This is a genomic window from Microcoleus sp. Pol10D4, from assembly GCF_036701555.1.
Classification (GTDB): Bacteria; Cyanobacteriota; Cyanobacteriia; order Cyanobacteriales; family Microcoleaceae; genus Microcoleus.
Map to the genome: position 1 here is coordinate 22,534 of NZ_JAUBRA010000006.1, position 23,264 is coordinate 45,797.

At 45.0% G+C, this 23,264-nt stretch carries 23 protein-coding genes; 13 read left to right on the forward strand and 10 right to left on the reverse strand.

What is annotated here, in order from left to right; all coding sequences use genetic code 11:
* Positions 1-79: 79 nt before the first annotated feature.
* The 4 genes from QUA36_RS05255 (at position 80) to QUA36_RS05270 (ending at position 2,123) form a co-directional block, all read left to right on the forward strand.
* Positions 80-274, forward strand: coding sequence for a hypothetical protein (locus QUA36_RS05255; RefSeq protein ID WP_333455958.1), 195 nt, complete (start codon positions 80-82; stop codon positions 272-274).
* A gap of 68 nt (positions 275-342) precedes the next feature.
* Complete coding sequence (locus QUA36_RS05260) at positions 343-819, forward strand: NAD(P)H-quinone oxidoreductase subunit N (RefSeq protein WP_333160374.1); 477 nt, start codon at positions 343-345, stop codon at positions 817-819.
* Positions 820-937: 118 nt separating this feature from the next.
* Positions 938-1,543, forward strand: a complete 606-nt coding sequence (locus QUA36_RS05265) for a VWA domain-containing protein (RefSeq protein WP_333450474.1) — start codon at positions 938-940, stop codon at positions 1,541-1,543.
* A 73-nt stretch (positions 1,544-1,616) separates the two neighbouring features.
* The gene (locus QUA36_RS05270; protein WP_333160372.1) at positions 1,617-2,123 is read left to right on the forward strand and encodes a salt stress protein, Slr1339 family; all 507 of its coding nucleotides are present in this window, start codon (positions 1,617-1,619) and stop codon (positions 2,121-2,123) included.
* A gap of 241 nt (positions 2,124-2,364) precedes the next feature.
* Here the strand turns inward: QUA36_RS05270 and QUA36_RS05275 are convergent, their stop codons facing one another.
* The 4 genes from QUA36_RS05275 to QUA36_RS05290 form a co-directional block, all read right to left on the reverse strand.
* Positions 2,365-2,904, reverse strand: coding sequence for a dCMP deaminase family protein (locus QUA36_RS05275; RefSeq protein ID WP_333160370.1), 540 nt, complete (start codon positions 2,902-2,904; stop codon positions 2,365-2,367).
* A complete protein-coding gene (locus tag QUA36_RS05280) occupies positions 2,901-4,430 on the reverse strand; it encodes a thymidylate synthase (RefSeq protein ID WP_333455960.1) in 1,530 nt (509 codons plus the stop codon). Before QUA36_RS05280 ends, QUA36_RS05275 begins: the two co-directional genes overlap by 4 nt.
* A gap of 98 nt (positions 4,431-4,528) precedes the next feature.
* Positions 4,529-5,860, reverse strand: coding sequence for a response regulator (locus tag QUA36_RS05285; RefSeq protein WP_333455962.1), 1,332 nt, complete (start codon positions 5,858-5,860; stop codon positions 4,529-4,531).
* A complete protein-coding gene (locus tag QUA36_RS05290) occupies positions 5,853-8,627 on the reverse strand; it encodes an ATP-binding protein (protein ID WP_333455964.1) in 2,775 nt (924 codons plus the stop codon). Before QUA36_RS05290 ends, QUA36_RS05285 begins: the two co-directional genes overlap by 8 nt.
* A 721-nt stretch (positions 8,628-9,348) precedes the next feature.
* On the opposite strand from QUA36_RS05290, the gene QUA36_RS31295 reads away from it, so the two are divergent.
* From QUA36_RS31295 to dtd, 4 genes are all read left to right on the forward strand, one after another.
* Positions 9,349-9,528 carry a transposase gene (locus QUA36_RS31295; protein WP_445299875.1) on the forward strand — a complete coding sequence of 60 codons (180 nt, stop codon included), beginning with the start codon at positions 9,349-9,351 and terminating at the stop codon, positions 9,526-9,528.
* A gap of 366 nt (positions 9,529-9,894) precedes the next feature.
* Complete coding sequence (locus QUA36_RS05295) at positions 9,895-10,083, forward strand: hypothetical protein (RefSeq protein WP_333455966.1); 189 nt, start codon at positions 9,895-9,897, stop codon at positions 10,081-10,083.
* A 392-nt stretch (positions 10,084-10,475) separates the two neighbouring features.
* Complete coding sequence (locus QUA36_RS05300; RefSeq protein WP_333455968.1) at positions 10,476-11,633, forward strand: GTP-binding protein; 1,158 nt, start codon at positions 10,476-10,478, stop codon at positions 11,631-11,633.
* Positions 11,634-11,803: 170 nt separating this feature from the next.
* Positions 11,804-12,259: a D-aminoacyl-tRNA deacylase gene (gene dtd, locus QUA36_RS05305; RefSeq protein WP_333450465.1), complete on the forward strand. Its 456-nt coding sequence runs from the start codon at positions 11,804-11,806 to the stop codon at positions 12,257-12,259.
* 225 nt (positions 12,260-12,484) lie between these two features.
* On the opposite strand, the gene QUA36_RS05310 is transcribed toward dtd, so the two are convergent.
* Positions 12,485-12,721 carry a hypothetical protein gene (locus QUA36_RS05310; RefSeq protein WP_333455970.1) on the reverse strand — a complete coding sequence of 79 codons (237 nt, stop codon included), beginning with the start codon at positions 12,719-12,721 and terminating at the stop codon, positions 12,485-12,487.
* A gap of 58 nt (positions 12,722-12,779) precedes the next feature.
* Between QUA36_RS05310 and QUA36_RS05315 the strand changes: the two genes are divergently transcribed.
* The 4 genes from QUA36_RS05315 (at position 12,780) to QUA36_RS05330 (ending at position 17,091) form a co-directional block, all read left to right on the forward strand.
* Positions 12,780-14,018 (forward strand): HetZ-related protein, encoded by a 1,239-nt coding sequence (locus QUA36_RS05315; RefSeq protein ID WP_333455972.1) that lies wholly within the window; start codon positions 12,780-12,782, stop codon positions 14,016-14,018.
* Between the two features lie 673 nt (positions 14,019-14,691).
* Positions 14,692-15,585: a DUF2382 domain-containing protein gene (locus QUA36_RS05320; protein ID WP_333455974.1), complete on the forward strand. Its 894-nt coding sequence runs from the start codon at positions 14,692-14,694 to the stop codon at positions 15,583-15,585.
* A 526-nt stretch (positions 15,586-16,111) separates the two neighbouring features.
* A complete protein-coding gene (locus tag QUA36_RS05325; RefSeq protein ID WP_333160350.1) occupies positions 16,112-16,276 on the forward strand; it encodes a hypothetical protein in 165 nt (54 codons plus the stop codon).
* On the forward strand, positions 16,273-17,091 hold the full coding sequence (locus tag QUA36_RS05330) for an ion transporter (protein ID WP_333455976.1): 819 nt from the start codon (positions 16,273-16,275) through the stop codon (positions 17,089-17,091). The genes QUA36_RS05325 and QUA36_RS05330 overlap by 4 nt, the downstream gene beginning before the upstream one ends.
* A gap of 18 nt (positions 17,092-17,109) precedes the next feature.
* Here the strand turns inward: QUA36_RS05330 and QUA36_RS05335 are convergent, their stop codons facing one another.
* The 5 genes from QUA36_RS05335 to QUA36_RS05355 all read right to left on the reverse strand — a co-directional run bounded on the left by QUA36_RS05335 (position 17,110) and on the right by QUA36_RS05355 (position 22,944).
* Positions 17,110-18,078: a TIGR03885 family FMN-dependent LLM class oxidoreductase gene (locus QUA36_RS05335; RefSeq protein WP_333455978.1), complete on the reverse strand. Its 969-nt coding sequence runs from the start codon at positions 18,076-18,078 to the stop codon at positions 17,110-17,112.
* A 187-nt stretch (positions 18,079-18,265) separates the two neighbouring features.
* Positions 18,266-19,117 carry a DUF1206 domain-containing protein gene (locus QUA36_RS05340; protein ID WP_333455980.1) on the reverse strand — a complete coding sequence of 284 codons (852 nt, stop codon included), beginning with the start codon at positions 19,115-19,117 and terminating at the stop codon, positions 18,266-18,268.
* Positions 19,118-19,328: 211 nt separating this feature from the next.
* Positions 19,329-20,381 carry an AI-2E family transporter gene (locus QUA36_RS05345; RefSeq protein WP_333455982.1) on the reverse strand — a complete coding sequence of 351 codons (1,053 nt, stop codon included), beginning with the start codon at positions 20,379-20,381 and terminating at the stop codon, positions 19,329-19,331.
* A gap of 13 nt (positions 20,382-20,394) precedes the next feature.
* The gene (locus QUA36_RS05350; protein WP_333455984.1) at positions 20,395-21,258 is read right to left on the reverse strand and encodes an HAD hydrolase-like protein; all 864 of its coding nucleotides are present in this window, start codon (positions 21,256-21,258) and stop codon (positions 20,395-20,397) included.
* Positions 21,259-21,522: 264 nt separating this feature from the next.
* Positions 21,523-22,944 (reverse strand): Nramp family divalent metal transporter, encoded by a 1,422-nt coding sequence (locus tag QUA36_RS05355; RefSeq protein WP_333455985.1) that lies wholly within the window; start codon positions 22,942-22,944, stop codon positions 21,523-21,525.
* A gap of 69 nt (positions 22,945-23,013) precedes the next feature.
* Between QUA36_RS05355 and QUA36_RS05360 the strand changes: the two genes are divergently transcribed.
* Positions 23,014-23,136 (forward strand): hypothetical protein, encoded by a 123-nt coding sequence (locus tag QUA36_RS05360; protein ID WP_333160336.1) that lies wholly within the window; start codon positions 23,014-23,016, stop codon positions 23,134-23,136.
* Positions 23,137-23,264: the final 128 nt, after the last annotated feature.

Sequence of the window (23,264 nt, forward strand, 5' to 3'; positions counted from 1 at the left end):
TGTTCCTGCAATTAACTGTTATCAACCAACAGCCTTCCTCGGTGTTTAAAATTTGAGTTTTAAATTTGGGAGCGAGCTTGTGGAAGTCTTGCAAGGGTTGAGATTTACGGCTTTTTACCTGCTAGATCTCCGAGTTTTGTCTCGGTCTTGCTTGTTTGCACCAGGACTTGAGCAGCAAACCACTCAGTATCCTTTACGGCGACAATTCAAAATAGTACATGAAGTGTTTGCCGTTTGTCAAGGCCGCGATGAGAATTTTTCGCCTCAACTTTAGGATTTATAATATTTCCAGCTCGCAAGCAGCGATCGACCAAATTTTGATACAGCAGGAAACACAAATTTATGGGACTGATTACGACGGGATCGGATCTAATTCGGGATTTGGAAAAGTCGGGGTCGCTGGCCCTGTACGTTCCTTTAGAGGGAGGATTTGAGGGGCGCTACCTGCGGCGGCTGAGGGCTGCGGGCTACGGTGCGTACACGATTTCGGCGCGGGGTTTGGGTGATTTGGCGATGTATTTGACTGGGGTTCACGGGGTGCGGCCACCGCATTTGGGCAAAAAAACTACTGGCAATGAATCGGCAGTGGGTTATACGTACTACGTGCCGCCGATGTTGAAAACTCAATTAGACAATTTGCCACCGAAAGCAAAAGGACTGGTGTTGTGGATTATTGAAGGGCAGATTTTGTCGAGTCAGGAGATTGAGTATTTGACTGTTTTGCCGACGTTAGAACCGCGAGTTAAAATAGCAGTTGAGATGGGGGGCGATCGAGCTTTTAGCTGGAAGCCACTTAAAGATGCTTTAGTTGCAGCTTAAATTCCGGTATTTGCGATCGCAAATCAACTAAAAAACGCAGCGAGCAACTAAAGCTCAACAGCTTCTGCTCGCTGGTTTTGCTATTTTTGGGAAAAACTTAATTAACAGGAAAAATCTTATGCTTCAGAACCGCGATTATACCATCATCATTGACAAAAGCGGCAGTATGTACACAAAAGACCAGATGGGCGGTAAAAGTCGGTGGGCGCTCATGCAAGAATCGACGATCGCATTGGCGAATAAATGCGAAGAACTTGATCCTGATGGCATAACAGTTTATGTGTTTTCTGGTCGCTTCAAGCGATATGACAACGTAACAGCAGCTAAAGTAGTGCAAATTTTCCAAGAAAACGAACCTTCGGGGACTACCAATTTAGCTGCTGTTCTGCAAGACGCCCTGAACAGTTATTTTAATCGCAAAGCATCCGGTAAGACAAAGCAAAATGGGGAAACAATATTAGTGGTGACGGACGGGGAACCGGACGATCGCAAAGAAGTGATGAAAACGATTATAGAGGCTTCGCGGAAGCTCGATCGAGATGAAGAGTTGGCGATTTCTTTTATTCAAGTAGGAAATGCGCCCGAAGCTACTAAGTTTCTCAAAATATTGGATGACGAACTGCAAAGCGCCGGGGCTAAATTTGATATCGTTGATACTGTCACGATGGATGATATTGAAGGAATGACCCTGACAGAGGTATTGCTGAATGCAATAACTGATTGAGGAGGCGGGCGAAGTTCACGCGATTATATTTGGATCAGTTGACCCAGCAGCATTTTTTAGGGGGGTTTAAGTTATGGAATCTATCGAACGCCTGTTAGGTGAACTTAAGGCAGAGTATCAAGCATCTCAAAAAAATGCTGAGTTGAAAAGTCAGACACCGGTACAAGCACAAGCGCCTGTGCCACAAGCAGCAGTGCCGTCAAATCAAACATTTAAAACATCAGATATAAATTTGTATGCTGGTTCTTTGGATAAGGATTTAGCTCAAATTAAGGCTGAGTACGAAGCGCAAAATAAAGCTCAGGAAGCAGTTTCACAGCAACCGCTTAAGGCTGAGCACGAAGCACCAAATAAAGCTCAGGAAGTGGCTGCACTGGAACTACTGCCAGCAGAAAAAGTCGCGGGGCTGCAGTTGGACGTACAAACGCACAGACAGAAAGTTAGGCAAGCTCAGGTTTGGCTGAAAAAGTTGGATAAAAATTCCGATGAGGGATATTGGTTCGATCAGTTTGCTTTTAAGTATTCTTCGAGGATAGATGCGGCAATCGAGTATTTGCAAGTGGTGAATGAGTTTGATTGATTGAACTACACGGTATTCACAATTTGTCAGGCCACCTTTTGGTTAATTGCCAGTTCTATTTGTTGTAAGGGTATGGCAGTGCTGTGTCTTTGCAAGACGTAAAGTAAATATCCTTTGTATTACGCGGGATTTAGGATAGGGCACTGCCGTATCCCTACAAATTGCCAGCCAATAAATATCATTTATAGGGACACAGCACAGTTATTTCCTGTGGCTGCGACAACCACGGGGAGGATTGATCCTATACTAATTTTTTGGCGACCGATGTAGGATGCAACAAAAACAAAGCCGCCTTTTTTGCTGTATCTTCAGATAACTGAATTTGTTTTAACTCAACAATACCTTCACTGATAAAAGTATCTCTCAAAGCAGCTTTTTCTCCGCTGTTAAAACTCGTTTCGTAAAACACTTCTCTAATTCCAGCGGCAATGACTAATTTCAAACAATAGATGCAGGGTTCTAAAGTGACGTAAATACTAGCCCCAGCAGTAGATATACCGTGTTTAGCAGCTTTGGCGATCGCATTTGCTTCCGCGTGAACCGCCCTTGATGGCAAAGTTTTACTGGCGTCGCAACTACTCAAACCAGGATAGCAGAAGCCTTGAGTAGTACAGTGTGCCGAACCTGACGGCGAACCGTTGTAACCCGTTGCTAAAACTTGCCTGTTTTTAGTTATCACCGCGCCTACAGGAAAAGCCAGACAAGTCGATCGAGTAGCAGCCAATTTTGCTAACATTAAGAAGTATTCGTCCCAACTCGGTCTTTCTTCTTCTAGATTCATCGTCTATCCTGGATGTATTGCTTGCTCGTTTTCAGACACTCGGCAGCCTTCTGCAACTCTATTCCCAAATAACCAATATGCTCGCCTTTGATAGCCGGGGAAGCCGCACAAATTTCTCGCACTAACTTGAGAGGGTTTTTTCCAGAATAACAGGTGACAACTTCGCCGCTGCCGGGGGTGGTTTGCGTGACAACTATCTGATTGTCGGCTACTTCAACTAAAAAATTGCCTGCTGCATCGAAAAAGTCTCGATCTTCGCAGATTTTAGCATATTGGGTTTGAATTAGTCGATCGGCATTTTCAAAGGTATCGTCATACAAGTGAGCCGATTGACTCAGCGTTACCAACGGGCCCATTGTCAAATTATAATCGGAACGCCTCGCAATTTCATCTCGAATGTGCTGCTGCAAAGCCCGCAAACCCATTGCATTTGCCGGCCACGCCGCAAACATATCGTTACTGCGAAGAGTTGCTGTTAGGGATATTTCTTCATCCACAACTCGCACCCAAATGTGATTTAAACAAGGACTGCCGCTGTGCTGGTGGTCGGAGGAACCGTCAGGTCTTCTGTTAACATTTCCGCCCGCATCCCACAAACTAATTACAGCACTTGCCGCGTCAATTTCCTTAATTAGTTTGGCAATAACTTCTTCAATTTGATCTCGTCCAAACCACGACCGCATCCGCTGGGCGTAGGTATATTTAATGCCTTCGTTATAGGGGGCATCTTCGAGCATTTGCGGTTTGTACTGTTCGAGAAAATCACGGTCTATTGGTAAGTAATTCGGTTCGGGAAAATAGAACTCCGCAGGTTCATCTGTAATCACTGCCATTAAGTCGATTAATTCTTGCCACTGTCCGTCGTAACCAGTCGGCCGCAGGGTGCCAGTGGTCTTAATTCGGTGGATGATTTTTACCCAAGTTTCGGCGATAGTTTTGCCTTCGATTCTGTGTCCGTATTTCTGGCCGGGGAGTACAGTCGGGACGATTTCGACTAATGGAAAAGTTACGGTTTCTCCCCAAGGTTCAACCACTGCTTTTTCGGAAAAAGACTTGACAATAGTCACTGTTTCTGCTATATCTATGGCTTCTTTCCATTCGATTGAATGACGCAATAGTTCTAAGGCTTCTGCTGCTATTTCAATATCAATGTAGCCAAATATTGAAGATTTAATTAACCAGCAATCTCTACCAGTATCGCTTTTGCCGGCTTCAAAGCCGTTGCGAAAAAAGTCAATCAAGCACGCTGCGGCACCGGAGTTGCGGTCTTCTTTGGTAGCGTTGAGAATTACTAAAAAGCGGACGTGGGGATTGCACAGCAAGTTTCTAATTAAGAAGTTGATGCCGCGAGTAGGCGAGTAAAGTTGTCCGATGACAGCAAATTCGTTGGGTTGTAAATGTTTGCCGATCGCACTTTTTACTGTCCAGCCGCTGACAATGGCTGTTTGCCCCGTTCCGCAAATTAATTGATTTGGTTTGTATAGGGGTTTGTACTCAAATTTATTGACGAGATTTGTGGCTGTCATGGTTTACCGTTTTTTGCACCGCGTACTACTATATCAATAGTTTGGATGGTTTGAAGGGGCGCTATCAATCATCTTTATGCTGCCGCTGCAATGATTTGTTATGCTGCGTCAACGCAGATCGTTGCCTGAATGTCTTTTACAGCGAGATCCTTCACCGGAATTGAAATCACAAATTCTGTACCTTGACCTAAAGTTGAGTTGACTTCTAGAGTTCCAGAGTGTTTCTGGACTACGATTTGACGGGCGATCGCCAATCCTAGCCCTGTTCCGTACCCCACGCCTTTGGTGGTAAACAAATGCTCAAAGATTTTTGGCTTCACCGCATCCGTAATGCCAATCCCATTATCCTCAATTCGGATCACGGCCTGAGACTCCGACAATTGGGTTTTGACAGTAATCTGGTTGGGGTTGGCTTTGATCTGAGCAAAACTGCGTCCTTTATTTGATTCCTCCAGGGCATCGATCGCATTTGCCAGCACATTCATAAATACCTGATTCAACTGTCCGGCAAAGCATTCTACCTGTGGCAGATCCCCATAATCTGTGATGACTTGAATTTCCGGGCGAGATTCGTTAGCTTTGAGGCGATGTTTGAGAATCAAGAGCGTGCTGTCAATCCCGTCGTGGATATTGTAAGGAATGGGGCGATCGCAATCAGAACGCGAGAAGTTTCTTAAACTGGTGCTGATTGTGTGAATGCGCTCGACTCCTTCTTGCATCGAATCGATTAACTTGGGTAAATCCTCTTGTAAATATTCCAAATCTATTTCCTCCACGAATTCCTGTAGTGAGGCACTTGGATAAGGGAGTTCTTTTTGGTATAACTCAATTAGTTGAAATAGGTCTTTAATATAGTCCTGAGCTGGTTTCAGATTGCCAGCAATAAAGCAAAGCGGGTTATTAATTTCGTGCGCGACACCCGCGACTAAATTTCCCAAAGCAGACATCTTTTCGGTGTGGACTAAATGAAGCTGAGACTGTTGCAGTTGTGTGAGTGCTGCTTCTAAATCAGCCGTTTGCTCAGCTACACGCTGTTCGAGATTTTTAGTTAACTGTCGTAGCTGCAAATGAGTTTTTACCCGTGCTAGCACCTCCTGTTCTTGAAAGGGTTTGGTGATGTAGTCCACAGCACCCAGGACAAATCCTTTCACCTTACTGTCGGCATCGGAGAGAGCAGTCATAAAAATGATCGGAATACTGGCTGTTTTCGGATCTGCCTTCAGACGTTTGCAGGTTTCAAAGCCGTCAATTCCTGGCATTTGAACGTCGAGCAAGATCAGATCGGGAGGATAAGCTTGGACTCGCTTAAGAGCGCGATCGCCGTTGATTGCGGTTGCTACTTCGTACCCCGCATCACTTAAAGTTTCACAAACTACTTCTAAGTTTGCAGGGGTATCGTCCACCACCAGAATTAATTCAGGACTAGACATCGGCTTTCTTCTCTGTGAGATGTTGTTGTAGCAACTCTTCAATCTCTTCGGCTTTAAATTGCTTGGCCAACTGAAGAATTTGTGAGGCAAAATCAGCGTAGCGAGGGTTAGAGTGAGCAATATGCTCTGTGTGCGATCGTAGGCGTTTTAAGTTGCCTTGCTGCGCCAGTTCTAGTAACGTCCTTAACTCTACAGGGGAAGGAATAATAATCCCTTCTGGGTTTGCTAATGCAGTGGTTGGAGTGGGTACCCCAGAGTCGTTCGAGGCTGTCATTCCATATTTCCACTTTAATTCCAAATGAGTGGCTAAGAGATTAAATAATTCACTGACTTCCACTGGCTTGGCCAGGAAATCATTTCCCCCTGCATCTAAACTCATCTGTTGATAGGCTTGTGAAACTGATGCAGAAGAGACAATGATCTTCTGGTGGGGCAAATCTTTTGCACTGCGAATTTGTTTGAGCAGCTCAAAGCCGTCCATGACTGGCATTGCCAAGTCTGTAATCACTAAGTCAGGTTGAGAATGTCGTATTTTTTCCCATCCTGCTTGTCCATTTTCGGCCTCACTAACTTGGAATCCTAGTGGCTCTAACAAGTTGACGAGAACGGCTCGGTTTTCCCAACGATCGTCTACCACAAGTATGCTACGTCGTTGTCCTTCGTAACCAATAATTTGTTTTCCTGTTGTGAAGGAGTTTTGCTGTACCCAATCGGTGGCGATCGCCAGTTCCACCTCAAAAAAGAATTCACTGCCGACTCCGGGTTGGCTCTTAACTTGGATTTGTCCGTTCATGAGTTGGACAATCCTTTGGCTGATCGCGAGCCCTAAACCCGTGCCCTCGGCTTGGCGCTGGCGATCGCCCACTTGTTCAAAAGCATGAAAAATTTTATCCAAATGATCGGGCGCAATTCCTACACCCGTATCCTCAACTTGAAATTTGAAAGAGCGAGTGGACGGATTGGGAGGATTCTCAACTACGGCAACCTTGAGCGTGACAGAACCTTTGTCGGTGAATTTAATCGCATTTCCCACCAAGTTGAGTAACACCTGACGCAGCCGTTTTTCATCGGCAAAAATCCCTTCACGCAAATGTGGATCGGGCTCGTAAACGAAGCCAATGTTTTTTTGGTCGGCACGAATGCGGCAGATTTCAGCGACACCTTGGACGAATGAGGGAAAGTGAATCGCTTTAGGTGCGAGTTCTAGTTTGCCGGCTTCAATTTTGGACAAGTCCAACACATCGTTAATCAGCGTCAGCAAATGAGAACCGCACTGGTAAATGACCTCTACTCCGTGACGTTCTTTTGCGGGCAATGCGCTGCTGCGATTGAGGATTTGAGCATAGCCCAAAATACCGTTGAGGGGAGTGCGGAGTTCGTGGCTCATGTTGGCAAGAAATTCGCTTTTTGCCTGGTTCGCGCCATCGGCTACAAGTTTTGCTTCTTTCAGTTCTGCGGTGCGTTCCTCAACCCGGCTTTCCAGTTCGATAAAGGAGGTTTTGAGTTGACCCGCCATCTGATTAAAGGAATCTGCCAGCGATTCTAATTCACTAATACCTTGCACCTGAAGTGTTTGATCCAACTGCCCCGAACTAATCGCCTGACTGGCTGTTTGTAGCTGCAAAATCGGTTTGGTAATCCAACGCGAAGTAAAAAGACCCAGTATAGTCGTCACCACCAAAGCCCCTAGACACAGCAAAATTGTGGTGCGAGTATTGGCATTGATTTGTGCCATGAAATCTGATTCAGGCACCACAACGACGCTGAACCAATCGATACCTCGTTCGTCTCGAATGGCGGAAACCTGCACGAACTGCCGTTGGTTTGCCAGCATAAAATCAAGCTGTTGATTCTGTGCAATAGCGTTGAAGTTGCCAAATCGATCGAGGATAGCTTGCGCTGTGGCACGAATTACAGAACTTTCAGACTTGACTGCAGGAATTTGTTGCAACTCTTCATTTTTAAGATCCATAATGTAAGGCTGACTGATCGTTGAACTGGCAATCAGATTGCCCGATCGATCGACGATAAACGTTTGTCCCGTTTGACCCACCTTCAACTCGCTCAGAAAACGATGAATCTTGTCCAGCCGAAAGGTACTTTTTTGCACTCCTAGTAACGTTCCACCGCGATTGTAAATCGGCTGGGATAGAGCCATGGTAGCCGATTGATACGAACTGCTAACATAGGGCACAGATGTCCAGGCTGGTTTTCCTGCTTTCTGTACAACTTGATACCAGGGTCGAGTCCGGGGGTCAAACTCTGCCTGAGTTTTGAGCAGTGCGACCCGTTGACCTCGATCGTCAAGTTTGTAGAATTGGCGTTGAGGTAGACGCGCTTTGTCACTGAGGCGAGAAACGATGCCGTCATTGATTGTTGTATCAAGAGCAATATTCGTGCCATCCTCTAAACCAATTTGCACGTCTTCGAGGGTATTTTGGCTGACTAACCGCCACAAAGTTCGTTCCAGTTTGGTGAAATCTGTTAAATCAAGCTGACCCTCTTGGGCCGCAACTACGATCACTTGTCCGGCAATATAAGGTTTTTCCAAATAGTTCAGAACTTGCAGGTTGAGGCGATCGCTCATTTCTTGACGTAACTGACTGGCAACATCATTGACTGCCTTCTGTCCATTCCGCAGGGAAAAATATCCCGTTAGTCCAACTGCTACGAAGATTTGTAGTACAAACGGGACAATCAAGAGCGATCGCAGGGAAAGTTTGCGCTTAAGTTTAAATAGATTCAAGGATGAGTTTGGCAGAGACATGGTAGTAGCTTCTCTAGAAAATAGACTTGAGGAATTGGTAGCTTGATGTTCAATCGACCTTGGTAGAGCTTTCAAGGCGCTTAAATTCCTGGCTAGACACCGACGCTAATAATTAATCTTGTACCTCCAACAAGCAGTCGCATTAGCAAGTTGCCAGTGGTTTTCTTTTGTTCACGGAAGTGCAACAATCGCTAAGTTGGTTGATGTTCCGTTGATTGGTGGAGTGGCTGGGAGAATGTGATCGGCTCGGATATGTTAGCCGAGTGTGATTTTTAGTAGATCGGGCGATCGTTCTGGCTGAAATTTAAAGGCGATCGCACGCACTCCACCAAAAATCTCTCAACCCCATTACAATCGAAGACTACCGCTTATATAACCCACTTGAGATCTTTTGGGCGAGGGGAGCATCTCATATTTGTAAAAACACTTCTTCTAGCTCCTTCTTTCTTCCTCTTTCTTCCTGTCTCCTGCCTCCAATGGCTCCTTCTTTCTTCCTCTTGCCTCGCAGCCCCGCGCCTCGCAGTATCGGGCCTCCAAACTCCAATTTCTAGCTTGACTGCTTTCATTGAGATGCTCCCAGGGCGATCGAGTAAAATTGACAAAAAGAGGTAAATTTAATCAGATTGGGGTTGAAAATGGTTTATTCCAGCGATGTCACGGACAAGGAGTGGGAAATTATTGAGCCATTACTGCCCCAAAAGAAGAAAATCAGACCTCCGGTGTGGACTTGCGCGGCAAATCCTTTTCGCGGATATTTTATCAACTCAAGAACGGTTGTAATTGGTCAGACTTGCCCAGAGATATACCACCATATTCTACTGTCTTCTGGCATTACAAAAATTGGTGTGAGGACGGTGTACTTGATCGGATCATGACCGAGTTAAATAGTAAGGTGCGCTAACAAGTCAAAAAAAACCGCAGTGGACAACCCTAATCATGATTGACTCACTCATGGGAGAAAAACACGCTTCTATGCTAGTGAGGAGTCTAAAGAGTTTTGTTTCTACAAATAAATGCACGCTTTGGCGTCAAAAGATATCTAGTTGTCGATATACTTGGCTTTCCCTTCTTTACCCATTGTACTAAAGCTATCTTATCTGATGATCTGCAAGCTGATTGAAATGCTTTCCCAAAACATCAATTACTTCAAATCTAAACCTGCCGAACTTCCCAAAACTAACATCTTGTTAGACAACGGGTACCACCCTGAGAAACGCAACTCTTGCCTTGGAGGAGATTTATCCTCAGATTATGGCTAAGATTCAATTTGAACTGGCAACCGGGCAATCAAAAGCCGAAAATCACGCTAAAGGGCAATCTGGATTTGGGCCATCGGCGGCTAGATGGGGGAAGAGAACCTTCAAACGCTTGGGTGGAAAGATGCAAAAGCTGGCGTCAAAAAATTCGATCGCACACTCACTCGTTCAAATGCCAAACTCAAGCTTTGCTTTATTAGACTGATGCTTAAAAGACTAGCCACCGCGTAAAAGATCTCAAATGGGTTCTATAGATTAGCGGGAATTTGCCGATCGCACTCAGCTTGAGTCTGTCCCAAATTTGTCGCTGCTGAATTTACCGGGAAAACTGGTTGCAGGCAAACTGCTACAGGTACTGGGAACAAAAAAATTATCAAAAAAATAAAAAAGTGCGATCGACCGCGTTAGCAATTGCCGATAATTAGCGGCCCACTTATTTTGCACTATCGGGCTGATTCCCGGTTGATGCGTAGATACCATGCCACCAAACCCAACATTTCTCCGAGAAACTGGGTTTACCAGGCTTTGTCCTAATTAAGATACAATAAGAACCACAAAGAAAGTGCGATCGACATTATTTGATAGTCAAGCTATGCAATCTACAACTCAGTCCGAGACAGAACTGGCGATGGACGCTCCCAAACACGGATTGCCCGTTACAATCATTACAGGATTTCTCGGCAGCGGCAAAACAACCCTGCTCAACCACATCCTGACCAATCAGCAGGGTTTGAAAACAGCAGTTTTGGTAAATGAATTTGGCGAAATCGGCATCGACAACGAACTGATTGTCACCACCGACGACAACATGGTTGAGCTGAACAACGGCTGCATCTGCTGCACAATTAATGAAGATTTAGTTAATGCAGTTTACAAAGTTCTGGAACGTCAAGAAAATCTCGATTATCTGGTAGTCGAAACAACCGGACTCGCCGACCCGCTGCCAGTAGCGATGACTTTTTTAGGCACAGAACTGCGCGACCTGACTCGTCTTGATTCGATAGTTACAGTAGTAGACGCAGCCAACTACAGCTTAGATTTGTTCAACTCTCAAGCAGCTTACAGTCAAATAGCTTACGGCGATATAATTATCCTCAACAAAACTGATTTGGTTGAAGAAGCAGATTTAGATTTGTTGGAAGTTAAGATTCGCGATGTCAAAGAAGGTGCTCGAATTCTGCGAACAGTAAAATCGCAAGTTCCCCTACCGCTAGTCCTCAGCGTCGGATTGTTTGAATCGGACAAATATTTCCAATCTGAAAAAACTGCTAGCAGTCACGACCATCACGACCATCACGACCATCACGACCATCACGACCACAGCCATCACGACCATCACGACCACAGCCATCACGACCATCATGACCACGGCCATCACGACCACGGCCATCACGACCACGGCCATCACGACCACTCCGACCATTTAGAAAATGACGGATTTACCTCAATTTCTTTCCAAAGCGATAAGCCGTTTTCTCTGAGAAAATTTCAATATTTCTTAGACAAACAACTGCCAACAAATGTGTTTCGCGCGAAAGGGATTATGTGGTTTGAAGAAAGTCCCAAACGGCATATTTTTCACTTGAGCGGGAAGCGATTTTCGATGGATGACGACGAGTGGAAAGGCGATCGCAAAAACCAGCTTGTTCTCATTGGTCAGGGTTTGGATACCGAGACGTTGCGCTCGCAACTCGAAAACTGTCTTTGTATGCCTTCAACCAATCGCGGCAAAGGTTTTGGGAAAAACTAACAGTAAAATATTCTTTTGTAGTGGTTCCCAGGCCAAGAGCCTGGGAACCGATGTCTAGAGGCTCTGCCTCTCTGGTTCTCAGGAAGATAGGAGGCAGAGAATAAGAATTTGCGTTACAAGACTCTTGGCCTGGTAACGAGTAATTACCTATTACCAATTACCGATTTCCCATGCGAGTCATCATCCAGCGAGTAAAATCATCTCAAGTCGAAATAGACGGTCAAATTGTCGGCAAAATTGGCTGCGGACTTAACTTGCTGGTAGGTATTGCAGACACCGACACCGAAGCAGAACTCGATTGGATGGCTCGCAAATGCCTGGAATTGCGTTTGTTTCCCGACTCGGCCACGGATACCGGGCGCTGGAACAAGTCAGTACAAGACATCGGCGGCGAGTTGCTGGTTGTCAGTCAATTTACGCTCTACGGGGACTGTCGCAAAGGTCGGCGACCTTCCTTTGACCGAGCCGCAGCTCCTGAACGAGCTGAAATTTTTTATGATAAATTTGTCGAAAAGTTGCGCCAGAGTGGCTTAAAAGTTGAAACAGGCGTGTTTGGAGCGATGATGCAAGTCTATATAGAGAATGACGGGCCTGTGACTTTGGTATTAGAGAAAGAATCAGGGTGAATTGTTGGCAAACAAAGCTTTATGTGCTTCTTTATTATTCCTTCTTCCTTCTTGGATCAGATCAAATTTTCAGATTAACCGGGTTTCCTAACTGCTGTTGCGTAGGTTCTGAAGACATTGCAGATAGCTACACTCTGCGAAGTCTCGATTCCACAATCTCTAACGGCCAAAACCGCCTCAAATAGCCAGTTATTAGATTGTCCACTCAGCGGCCTCGCAGCACCCTCAATTTTCCTCCCGATCGCCCCACGCACATAACAGCTCAGAATGCTTGTACAGTAAGGCTTTAACGGCAATAAAACCAATCTTCCACAGCCAGCGCTTAGAATCAGATTCAGCAGCCAAAAACTGTTGCATGAGAGAGTGGAACACTGGCATAACTACGGTTATCTCTACTTCCGTAACATTCAATGTATAGAGAGTTGAATCAGCACAGCAAGCGAAACGGCCAGCAACTGCCACCTCACTCTCTGACAAATGTCCTCGCACACCCGCTGTGCCCTACCACCCGATAAACGCCATGACTCTCAAAGCTGCCACCAACACCGTCAACTGCAACACCGCTTCTGACATCAACAGCATTCCGGCTGCATCCAGCGAACAAACCGCCGAAATCAATACTCTTCCCAGCATCGATATCCTCGCTTTGGCTAACTTCGCTCTCAAAGAATTGCAAGGGGAAATGAAAACTGCCAGCCGCAGCGCTCAACCAGTGGCGATGCGGATTGCTAAGGAAGTCGAACGGATTTGCCAAAAGAGCGATCGCATCCAAATTTCCGGCGAAGTTGAAGCTTGGCAAATCACTTTGGCCGAGCACCGGTTGCAAAAAACCCTGCAATACTACCGCCTCGGTTCCAAACAAGGCCGCGTCGAACTGCATTCTCACCTCGCGGCGATGATTTACCGCCATGTTGCTTCTTTCCGATCGAACTTGAACTTCCAAGCTCGCTACAACATGATTGAAGACTTTTTGCAAGGCTTTTACATCGAATCTCTGCGAGCTTTCCGCCGCGAACACCAACTCGATGTCACCTACCAACCCCGCACCCAGCTAGAATTGGCTGAGTACATGGCTTTTACCGAACACTACGCCAAGCGCCAAATTGGTTTGCCCGGCCGCAACCGCCAACGCCTGATCGTGTTGCGCGCTCAAGGATTTGCCAAGGGCCAGCCTCCCGAAACTGCGATCGACATTGAAATGGCTGTAGAGTCGGGCAAGGGAGAAGATGCGGAAATGTACAGCCGCTCTCCGGCGCTGCAACAAGTGCGCGAGCAAATGGTATCGGAAACTGTCGATCCGGCTGATGCTGTGCTGCGCGATCGAGTAGTATCGGAATTGATCGTCTATCTGGAATCGCAAAATCAGCCAGAATGCGTGAATTACTTAACTTTAAAATTGCAAGACCTTTCGGCTTCGGAAATTGATCGCGTGCTCGGTTTGTCTTCCCGCCAGCGCGACTACTTGCAACAACGTTTCAAGTACCACGTCGAAAAATTTGCCCGCACTCAAAATTGGAAACTCGTCCACGAATGGCTGGGTGCTGATGTCGATCAAAAGCTGGGAATGACTTCGGACAAATGGGAAGCATTTCGCGCTCAACTTGCGCCCGAAATGCAGCAACTGTTAGAAATGAAGCGGAATCAAGAAAGCGACAAGGCGATCGCCACCGCGCTCAAATGCACTCCCAAACAAGTCCAAAAACGCTGGGCGCAACTGTTGGAGCTGGCTAGCCAGACTCGCAACAGCAACCAAGCTTAAGTGGTACTCAAATATGAATGCAACTGTTTTCTTGAGACTGGAAAATGCGATCGGGTGCGGCACCTGCACAGGACTGCCCGCCCCGGCGTCCGCTCTCAAATCAACAAGCGCTCCTACTAAATTATCGCCGCTTTTTGGCCTATTCAATTTATTTATTAAAACAACATTACTTTTTTTAATATTTTTCGTTCCCTGGTTAGACCGGGGAATTTGTTTTTATTAGTCATTAGTCATTAGTCATCATTTATGGGAAATTGCTTGCTTAAGAGGCGGCATCACCTATATTCATAATGATATTTAAACATAGGGAGTAGCATGATCAAGGCAAAGTTTTTCAAATATATTGCCCCAAAATATTTCACACAAAAGTCTACTTTTAAAGTAATAAATTATGTGTATAAGGTTTTTTGGGTCGTTAGTATAAAGTATGAAAGCCTAATTTATAAAGGTATTTTTTTATAAAAATAGTTAAAAACCGATTGTGAAAGTTGAGGGTGCGAAAGGTGTATAAAAAATGACGAGTCATCTATCCAAAGACAGAAAAAAATTAAAATAAATATACTAATCCTACTATTCTGTTTCACTTAATCCTTCATAAGAAGGAACCATCAAATTTGAGATCTATCTAAAATGGGGGCATAACTAGATGTAGATAAAAAGGGAAGCCACTCTTATGTTACTTTACAAAATTGAAGATTTTAATCCCAACTACCGCGAAGCTGCTTTTAATGGCGAAGATATCAAAGGTCTGGATATCTATGCTGGAAATACAGATGAGAAGATTGGCTCTATTGATACCGCGCTAGTTGATGAGACAGGGCGTTTCCGATATTTTGTGGTTGACACGGGTTTCTGGATATTTGGCAAGAAGGTATTAGTTCCAGTTGCTCTTTGTCGAGTTGACGTTGATGCAGAACGCATCTACGCGACGGGTTTGAAGAGTAAAGACCAAGCAGAAAGACTACCCAGGTATGAGGATGGGATGGTGGTTGATTACGATTATGAAGAACAAGTGCGGGGTGTTTATCGTACTCTAACGGTAGAAGGGTCTGCACCTGTAGAAGCATCATTGCCTTTAGAAGCATCTGCACCAGTTTCTATGCCGCGTCCGGTCTCTAATCAAGCTAGGGCTACTGGTTATGACCGCAACACCTACACTTACGAACAAGAGCCTCAATTGTATCAGATGAACGATCGCGAGCATCACAAATTCCGACTCTACGAAGAACGACTGGTTGCAGAAAAAAGCCGTCACAAAGCTGGCGAGGTAGCAATTGGCAAGCGAGTAGAAACCGACACGGCACGAGTTTCTATTCCAACAGAAAAAGAGCGAGTTGTAATTGAGAGTGTAACTCCAGCAAAGGCAGGTGCGCCCGTAAATCGGGATACTCCCTTTAAGCAGGAAAAGGTGATGCGTATGGAAGTTTACGAAGAAACTGCTGATGTCAAAAAAGAAGCTTTCGTGCGCGAAGAAGTTAACATCAGGAAAGAAGTTGAAACGGAGATTGTTGAGGCAACGGAAACACTGCGTCGTGAAGAGTTGGACGTGAAGAGGGAAGGACGTTAGAGTACCAATGAATTGAACAAGGGTTTGTAGTTGCGCTGTCTTCGACCATCTGTGCGTTGAAGCGCAAAGACGAACCTAAAAAATCACTACAACTGTAAAAATAGAGGTGATTTTTTATGTTTAATTGCTGCCGTTTGCCGCTAATAAGTGCAGCATTCCTAGCTTTCTCGTGTAGCATCGGTGCGACAAGTTTTTTAGTAAAGCCTGAGCCAGTTGCAGCTCAACAAGCTCAGCAGAAGTTCCTGATGTCCCGCCTAATTACTGGGCGCGTCCATTTATTCAATTTTTAGCTGAAAAAGGCATTGTTACCATTTATATTTTTGTATTATTGGGTTTAGCCCTGCCGTGGCAACAATGGCTAGAACTTGGGTGGAAAGGTTTGCTACTAGCAGTAGCAGTATTGCTGTTACGCTGCCCTCCTGCTTTTTTGCTGTTGCGTCCCCTTTTGGGTCAGTTAAAAAGCTGGCAGGATACTTTGTTTTTAGGATAGTTTGGTTCCATCGGTGCGGCAGCGATTTTCTATGCCATGCTGGCGCTACGTAAAACGGGATTAGAGTCAGCTTGGGTCATTGGTAGCCTAATTATTTGCGAGTCAATAATCGCCCACGGCTTTACTGCTGTGCCGTTGGCGAAAGCTTATGCTAAAATGCAGCGTAAAAGACAAACTTCTAATGATTTGGTAGGTAGATGAACACCCCCAACCTGGCAGAAAAACAAGCCATAGAACAAGAGCAAAGCGAGATTTTTCAACAGCTAGAAGATTGGCTGGAAATTCCTATGCTGGTGCTGGCATTTGTGTGGCTAGCCCTATTTATTATTGAATTAACTTGGGGATTAAACCCACTGCTAGAAGTCATTAGCACTACTATTTGGATTATCTTTATTGCAGATTTTCTACTTAAATTTGCCTTGGCGCCCCGCAAAATTTCCTATATCAAAAGCCATTGGATAACGGCTTTTTCTCTGCTGTTGCCTGCTTTGCGTACCTTGAGGATTGTACGAGTTGTGCGAGCATTCAAAACAGCACGGGCTGTACGAAGTTTGCAGTTGTTGCGAGTTATGACTGGTACGAATCGAGGTATGCGGGCATTAGCTGCGAGTGTTAGCCGTCGCGGATTTGGTTATGTCGTAGGACTAACGATAATTATTACCTTGGTAGGTGCAGCAGGGATGTATGCTTTTGAAAAAGATGTCGCCGATGGTTCCTCCGGGTTAAATAATTACGGCACAGCCTTATGGTGGACCGCAATGCTAATGATGACAATGGGTTCGGAATATTGGCCCAAAACGCCAGAAGGTCGCATACTTTGCCTTGTTCTGGCACTCTATGCGTTTGCGGTTTTTGGTTATGTAACTGCGACCATCGCCACATTTTTTATTGGTCGCGATGCAGAGGATGACGAAGCAGAATTAGCAGGAACGAAATCAATTGCAGCACTTCACACTGAAATTGCTGCCTTGCGGACTGAGATTCAGCAATTATTGAATCAGAATTCAAAGTCTTGAATTAGGTAGATGCCAAGATCAAGTTTTGGTCAGCGCTGGCACTACTTTTTCGCCAAATACCTCAATAAACTGCTCTTGTTCTCGGTTAACGTTGTGCAAAATTAGTTGATCAAACCCCAATTCAATATCTTTTTGCAACCACTCAATATGCTGTTCTTGGTCTGCCGAGATGCGGAGGTGTTGATATAACTCCTGTGGTTGCACAAACTCCCCGGCGGCATCAAATTGATCGGGTGCTATCAGTTCTGTCAGCATTTTGCTTTTGAAGATGTTACTGCGCCATTGATGATGAGCGCCTTGTAGTGCTTTCTCTGCATTACTGTCATAGGAAAGCTGCACTTTCAAAATCATTGGTTTTCCTTCTCCGCCACCGCGACGAAACGCATCGACGACTTTTTTTAACTTTTCAGGTGGGCGAGAAGTAGTAATTAATCCATCTGCCCAACTGCCCAACCATTCTGCGGTTTCTGGGGTAATTCCCGCGCCGATAATTAATGGGAGAATTTCCGGGCGGGTATAGAGTTTTGCATCTTCTACGCACACTAAACCGCGATGGGTGACGGTTTCTCCTGCCCAAAGGGCGCGGATAATATCGACACATTCTTTGAGGCGCGCGTTGCGATCGCTCTTAGTAGGCCACTTATCCCCAGTAATATGTTCGTTCAACGCTTGACCGCTGCCAACCGTTAGCCAAAAACGATTTGGAAACATTTCTGCCAACGTTGCCGCAGCTTGGGCAATAATAGCCGGATGATACCGCTGTCCGGGAGCGCAAACAACCCGATAGGAAAGCGTCGGCGTTGCTTGCATTGCTGCACCCAACCAAGACCAAGCAAAACCACTTTGTCCTTGCGCTTCACTCCAAGGATGAAAGTGATCGGAAGAAAGGGCATGGGTAAAGCCAGCTTGTTCTGCCATTTGGACATATTTCAGCAGTTCGCTGGGCTTAAACTGTTCGTGGGAAGCATGATAACCAATTTGTGCCATAAGTTTTTAGGAATTTTGAGTTGAGTAGGGGCGGTGCCCCCGTGCCCGCCCTGAATTGTGAGTTAAAATCTCCCGACTTAAAAGCAGATGATTGAATCAAAACCCCTTATAAAAGTTATGAGTTTGGAGTTAGATAAGTAAACAAAATCTAACTCAAAATTCATAACTTTCTGTATAACGGGCAAGCTTATGAACGGAAAATTCGCCGATAGCGAGCTTCAATTACCGAGTAGATACCATAGGCAATTAAACCCAAAGGTACTAGAGCCAAAATCACTGGACTAAAAGGCTGTTGTGCCAGAATTCCCAACACATCGCCCAATCCCTTCGTTTGACTGGCATCCGATAGCCTTGCTGCTTGAATTAAGAAAAAACCGATTATAACGAAAACAACTCCACGGGCAGCAATTCCGAATCGACCCAACCGTGTCGCCCAAGTTTGCTCGGTTTGGCTCATTTCATCTAGCTTGAAATGGCGACGAAATTTGGCTTTATATGCTTCGTAAAAATAAGAAAAACCTACACCAATAACAATTGAGCCTGCCAATCCTACCAGCCATTGTCCAAACGGTTGCGCTAAAATTTGGGCTGTCAAATCTTGGGTTGTATTGCTATTACCACCGCCCGAACCCATTATCAGTTTTACAGCAGTTAAAGCCAAACCTGCGTAAGCTAAAGCACTTAAGGCGTAGCCAATGCGTTGGGCAATTCGCTTGGCATCCATTTTCTGTCCTTGGTGTTCTGGGTCGAGAATTGTCTGAACAATACGCCAAAGGGCATAACCAATAATGCCAATCGTTACAAGAAATAGCAGAAATTTACCGAACGGTTGGCTAACAATTTCTGATAATGCACCGCTAGTATCTGTTGTCCTGCCGCCCATACTAAAGACGGCTTGTGCTGCTAGAAAACCGACAATAAAGTAAACTAAGCCTTTGGAAGCATATCCCAATCTTGCCAGTCGCTCAAACCAGGCATGAGAAGCTGCTTGCCGAATTGACTGTTTAATGTTGTCGGTGGGTGAGTTGTCTCGTTTCATATTTTTTGACAATTTAGTTGTTCACGACTGCTGCCATAGGCAATGGTGCATTTCTTTCCAGTTAACTGAGTTTTTAAACAAATAATTTATGTTATTATCTATTAATTAATAAATAGCTTGTTTAGAGATTTTTGTCATCTGTCTTGAGCGGGACTCTCATCGGTTGATTGATTGATAAACTTCACATAAAGTGGGCTTGACAAATATAGCTTTATGGGTTATCTGCTGGCTTCCCTGATGGAGCAGTCTGCCAGCGGTCTAGTATATCTTTGATTAAAACTTCTTTAACCCAAATTTGAATAACAATTAGAATTGGTAGCGCTAAAAATAATCCCAAAAAGCCAAAGAAGAATCCGAATGCTGTCAAGAGAGCTAAGGTGTAAGCGGGAAGCAGAGATACCTGCTTTTCCATAATGATAGGTGTGACTAAGTTGCCTTCAACTTGTTGAATTAGGAAATAAAGCAACAACACCGCGCCTGCTTTTGAAGGCGAATCTAATAAAGCCAGCAGCAGCGGTGGAATTACGCTTAAAATTGCGCCCATATAGGGAATTAAGGCCAATATAAATGCCAGAATCCCGTTCACAAAAGGCAGTGGAACTTGCAAAACAAACAAACCAATAATGCTCGTAATACCAATAAAACTCATGCTTAATGCAACGCCTGCCAGCCAACCCATTAAACCATCTTCGCATTTTGAGAAAATTTCATCGGCTCGCTGACGGTAAAAAGCCGGAAAAAGGCTGATAATTGCGTGGCGGTATGGCATCGGATTTACCAGAAGCATGATTGTCAAAACGGTAATTAATAAGGTATTGAGAATCAAGCTTAGATAGTTGGAAAACAACAGATAAATATGCGAACTTGTCCACCGAAAAAGCGTTTTAATTTCTTGGGTTAAATCGTCAATACTGGGAAGGTTATCAAAAATTTGTCCGGGTAATTTTGCTTGCAACCAATAGAACCCAACTCGCAGTTGTTCTATTCCTAGCGGGACGAGTTGGGACAACTCTTGAAATTGATTGCTCAGGCGCGTTACGATGAGAGTTAGCAAGACAGCGCTCGCTGTGACTAGAATCGCAATTGCTAAGGCGATCGCCACTCCCCGCTTTGCACCCGACTGCTGCAATCTTCGCACTAAACGGTTGAGAGCGATCGCTAAAATTACGGCTGTAAAAAACAGTAAAACAATCGTTCTAATTTTCCACAAAATATAGAGCGAGGCTACCAAAGCAAAAAAACCGATCCACTTTCCTAAACCCATAACAAAAGCCTCTCTATTCACCCACACTTAACTCTAGCAGGGAGATTTTTTTGGCTAAACTTTCTACAGCGAGAGTGAGCGATCGCATCAATTCCGAATCCTCACTGTATTCTGCAGAAGCCAAATTTATCAGCCGCTGACTTTGGCTAACTTCTATTTCCTGACTCCACTCTTGTGCGGTAGTATCTTTATAAACCCCAATCGTTATTCCCTGTTGTTCATTCAAAAGCGAAAAACAAGGAATATCTGATGCCCCATCACCCACATAAATGACTTGCGTTAGCGGGATGTGCAATTCTTCCGCCGGAACATCCCGATAAACAAATGTCTTGCCATCGTCTTTTGGAGCGTTGTCAACGCCTTTGGCAAGTTGAAACAAATAGCGAGTTTTTTCCGTGTGAGTTACAATTTTTTTGAGAAACTCAATCTCGCCCTCTTTACCATAATGGAACTCGCAACCCCACATCGCCTTAAACTGGGGGGCGATGCAATTATTACGGGCAATTTCCACCATACCGCAGCTAATTAGATAAAATTCAACTTCCACTTTGGGGTTGATTGCATAAGCGCTTTGACGTAGGCGATCGAACATTTCCGGAGCGCCATCAAAGGGCGCTAATTTTTTTCCAAAATTTGCTAGATATTCCTGGGTTATTTTGTTTCCTTGACGCTTAGATTCCTCGATAATTGCGTAAAATCTGGCTAGAATATCGTCCCAACCGCTATCAATTAAAGGTTGAATTCGCTCGCGACGAAAGGCGAGGGCATCAATATTGAGGCTTTCTAACAGACTATCGACGGTATCAGGGACAAGGGTATCGTCGAAGTCAAACACGACGGCGATATAGTTAGATAAAGGTTTGGTTGCGAGAGTCATAACAATTTGAAAGTGAAGGTTAACTAACAACAGCAACTTGATAGTTGCGATTTTCCCTATTTTGGGGAATAGTCCAGAAACAAGTAAAGTGAATCGGAGATGTTTGCTTGTGGTCGATTGCAATATCTAAAAATTCTATTCCGATTGCAGTTGAGGGGGAGTTTGTATCTGTTACAGTTTGCCAGTTATCCCCAGACAAATGTAACTATTATTTTTGCGAAATTATGGCAATTTCACCTGCTAGCGCCACTATAAAAACCCTGTTTAACTTCCTCCTCCACTCGTGCCAATTATCCCGGTCAGTTGTAAAAGATAGATAACTGCAAAGCAGGCAAAAAAGATTCCTGCAATTACCGTTCCACCCCAGATAAACTTCGAGGGTCGCAATTCCTTGGGCAGCATTCGATGATTCACATAAAGCGTTAATCCAGTCACAATGGGAATGTGAGCTGCTTCAATGCCTCCAGCCATTTGTAACAAGGAAACGGGTTCGCCGAAAATCAGATAAATCGCAATGGGTAACGCAGCTAACAGGACTATAATATAAAATCGCTGCAAAAATTTTTCATTCGTCCAACGACCCTGCACGCCAAATCCTTGCAGTAAAATTTGCGTGCCATCGGCAAACATCCGCCCAAAGCCATCTTGGACTGAAAGCGTGGTGCTACAAAAAGTAATAAAAACAATTGCCACCATAAACCAAAAGCCAAATGGCCCCCAAAGGTCGCCTAGCAAACTACCCAAAATTTCTGCTACTTGTTGTTCTTTTGGCACTAATCCTTGGGGACGCAACAACTCGCCACCGAGAATCAAAAAAGCGAGTGCCGCTAACAGCGCACCCACGACTGCTAAGGTGTTGGAGAAACTCATTAAAGTCACCCACCCCTGCAACCTTTTTACTTGTTCGTGGCTGATTTGATTAAAATCAAGGGGTTGTTCTTGTTTGAGGGAAGCAGCACCGTATCCTCTGGCTTCCACCCAATAGGAATACCACATCAATCCTGCTGCCCCTGCTAGCATAAAACCCAGCCAAGGTAGGATTTCTTGATATTGCACGTTTTGGGGAATTTGAGGCACTAACCCCGCTGCGAATTGTCGAAGGTTGGGAAAAACAAAAATCGCCGCGGCTACCACTGCCAACGTGCGGCCGATGCCGATAATTGAGGAAATTTTTTCCACAACTTCATACTGCCCCATGAACACAATTGCTGCCGTCACAGCGATAATAATCACCGTCCAAAGTTTAACTGTTCCTCCTGTTACTAGAATCAGTGCTGTAGCGGCGGCACCTGCAAGTCCGGCAACTGTGGAAATTGCTACTACCACCTGCGGCAATAAAATCAGCCAAATCGTCCAATTTTTCGGTCCAGGAATTTGCTTAAAACCTTCTAAAATCGTTGCGCCCGTACAAACCGAAAACCGCCCGACTTCATTGTTGATAAACCACTTGAGGATAACAGCCGCTAGCAGCGCCCACAACAGCGAGTAGCCGTAAAGTGCTGCAATTCGAGGTGTAAATAGTAACTCACCAGAACCAGCAGCCGACAGCATCCATAAAAAACTCGGCCCCAACCATTTAAAGCGGTCCCAACCCTCTGGCGGCTGCGGGATTTGTTGACTTGTATTTTCACCCTGTTGGTTAGTTATTTGTGCAGAAGAACTGCGATCATCGCTATCTCTATTCATTGTTATTACTAGATTAGTAACTGGTCAACACCGATCGATTTACCCACGATTTATGGTGAGGTTGAAATTGTGGATTTTCATATTCCGGTGCTTCACAGCTTGTTAAAACGACGCTTGCTGGTGGCTTTTACCCAAAGCCGGATTAAACCAAAGACAACTGCGATCGCCAGCAAAAACGTTACATTGAACTGAATGTCAAAGTCACTTGCATGATTGTGCCAACGTAAAACTCACCGCAGGTCTTTGCCAATTGCAAATGAGGGTACGCGCAAAGCCAAAAAAACTGCTGCTAGTCCCAAAAAAACGGCAATGTCCACAAC

What these genes read in the sequence shown, in the direction of transcription:
- QUA36_RS05260 (WP_333160374.1), top strand. Translation starts at nt 343, where the DNA reads ATGGGACTGATTACGACGGGATCGGATCTAATTCGGGATTTGGAAAAG.
- QUA36_RS05265 (WP_333450474.1), top strand. Translation starts at nt 938, where the DNA reads ATGCTTCAGAACCGCGATTATACCATCATCATTGACAAAAGCGGCAGT.
- QUA36_RS05270 (WP_333160372.1), top strand. Translation starts at nt 1,617, where the DNA reads ATGGAATCTATCGAACGCCTGTTAGGTGAACTTAAGGCAGAGTATCAA.
- QUA36_RS05275 (WP_333160370.1), bottom strand. Translation starts at nt 2,904, where the DNA reads ATGAATCTAGAAGAAGAAAGACCGAGTTGGGACGAATACTTCTTAATG.
- QUA36_RS05280 (WP_333455960.1), bottom strand. Translation starts at nt 4,430, where the DNA reads ATGACAGCCACAAATCTCGTCAATAAATTTGAGTACAAACCCCTATAC.
- QUA36_RS05285 (WP_333455962.1), bottom strand. Translation starts at nt 5,860, where the DNA reads ATGTCTAGTCCTGAATTAATTCTGGTGGTGGACGATACCCCTGCAAAC.
- QUA36_RS05290 (WP_333455964.1), bottom strand. Translation starts at nt 8,627, where the DNA reads ATGTCTCTGCCAAACTCATCCTTGAATCTATTTAAACTTAAGCGCAAA.
- QUA36_RS05300 (WP_333455968.1), top strand. Translation starts at nt 10,476, where the DNA reads ATGCAATCTACAACTCAGTCCGAGACAGAACTGGCGATGGACGCTCCC.
- dtd (WP_333450465.1), top strand. Translation starts at nt 11,804, where the DNA reads ATGCGAGTCATCATCCAGCGAGTAAAATCATCTCAAGTCGAAATAGAC.
- QUA36_RS05315 (WP_333455972.1), top strand. Translation starts at nt 12,780, where the DNA reads ATGACTCTCAAAGCTGCCACCAACACCGTCAACTGCAACACCGCTTCT.
- QUA36_RS05320 (WP_333455974.1), top strand. Translation starts at nt 14,692, where the DNA reads ATGTTACTTTACAAAATTGAAGATTTTAATCCCAACTACCGCGAAGCT.
- QUA36_RS05325 (WP_333160350.1), top strand. Translation starts at nt 16,112, where the DNA reads ATGCTGGCGCTACGTAAAACGGGATTAGAGTCAGCTTGGGTCATTGGT.
- QUA36_RS05330 (WP_333455976.1), top strand. Translation starts at nt 16,273, where the DNA reads ATGAACACCCCCAACCTGGCAGAAAAACAAGCCATAGAACAAGAGCAA.
- QUA36_RS05335 (WP_333455978.1), bottom strand. Translation starts at nt 18,078, where the DNA reads ATGGCACAAATTGGTTATCATGCTTCCCACGAACAGTTTAAGCCCAGC.
- QUA36_RS05340 (WP_333455980.1), bottom strand. Translation starts at nt 19,117, where the DNA reads ATGAAACGAGACAACTCACCCACCGACAACATTAAACAGTCAATTCGG.
- QUA36_RS05345 (WP_333455982.1), bottom strand. Translation starts at nt 20,381, where the DNA reads ATGGGTTTAGGAAAGTGGATCGGTTTTTTTGCTTTGGTAGCCTCGCTC.
- QUA36_RS05350 (WP_333455984.1), bottom strand. Translation starts at nt 21,258, where the DNA reads ATGACTCTCGCAACCAAACCTTTATCTAACTATATCGCCGTCGTGTTT.
- QUA36_RS05355 (WP_333455985.1), bottom strand. Translation starts at nt 22,944, where the DNA reads ATGAATAGAGATAGCGATGATCGCAGTTCTTCTGCACAAATAACTAAC.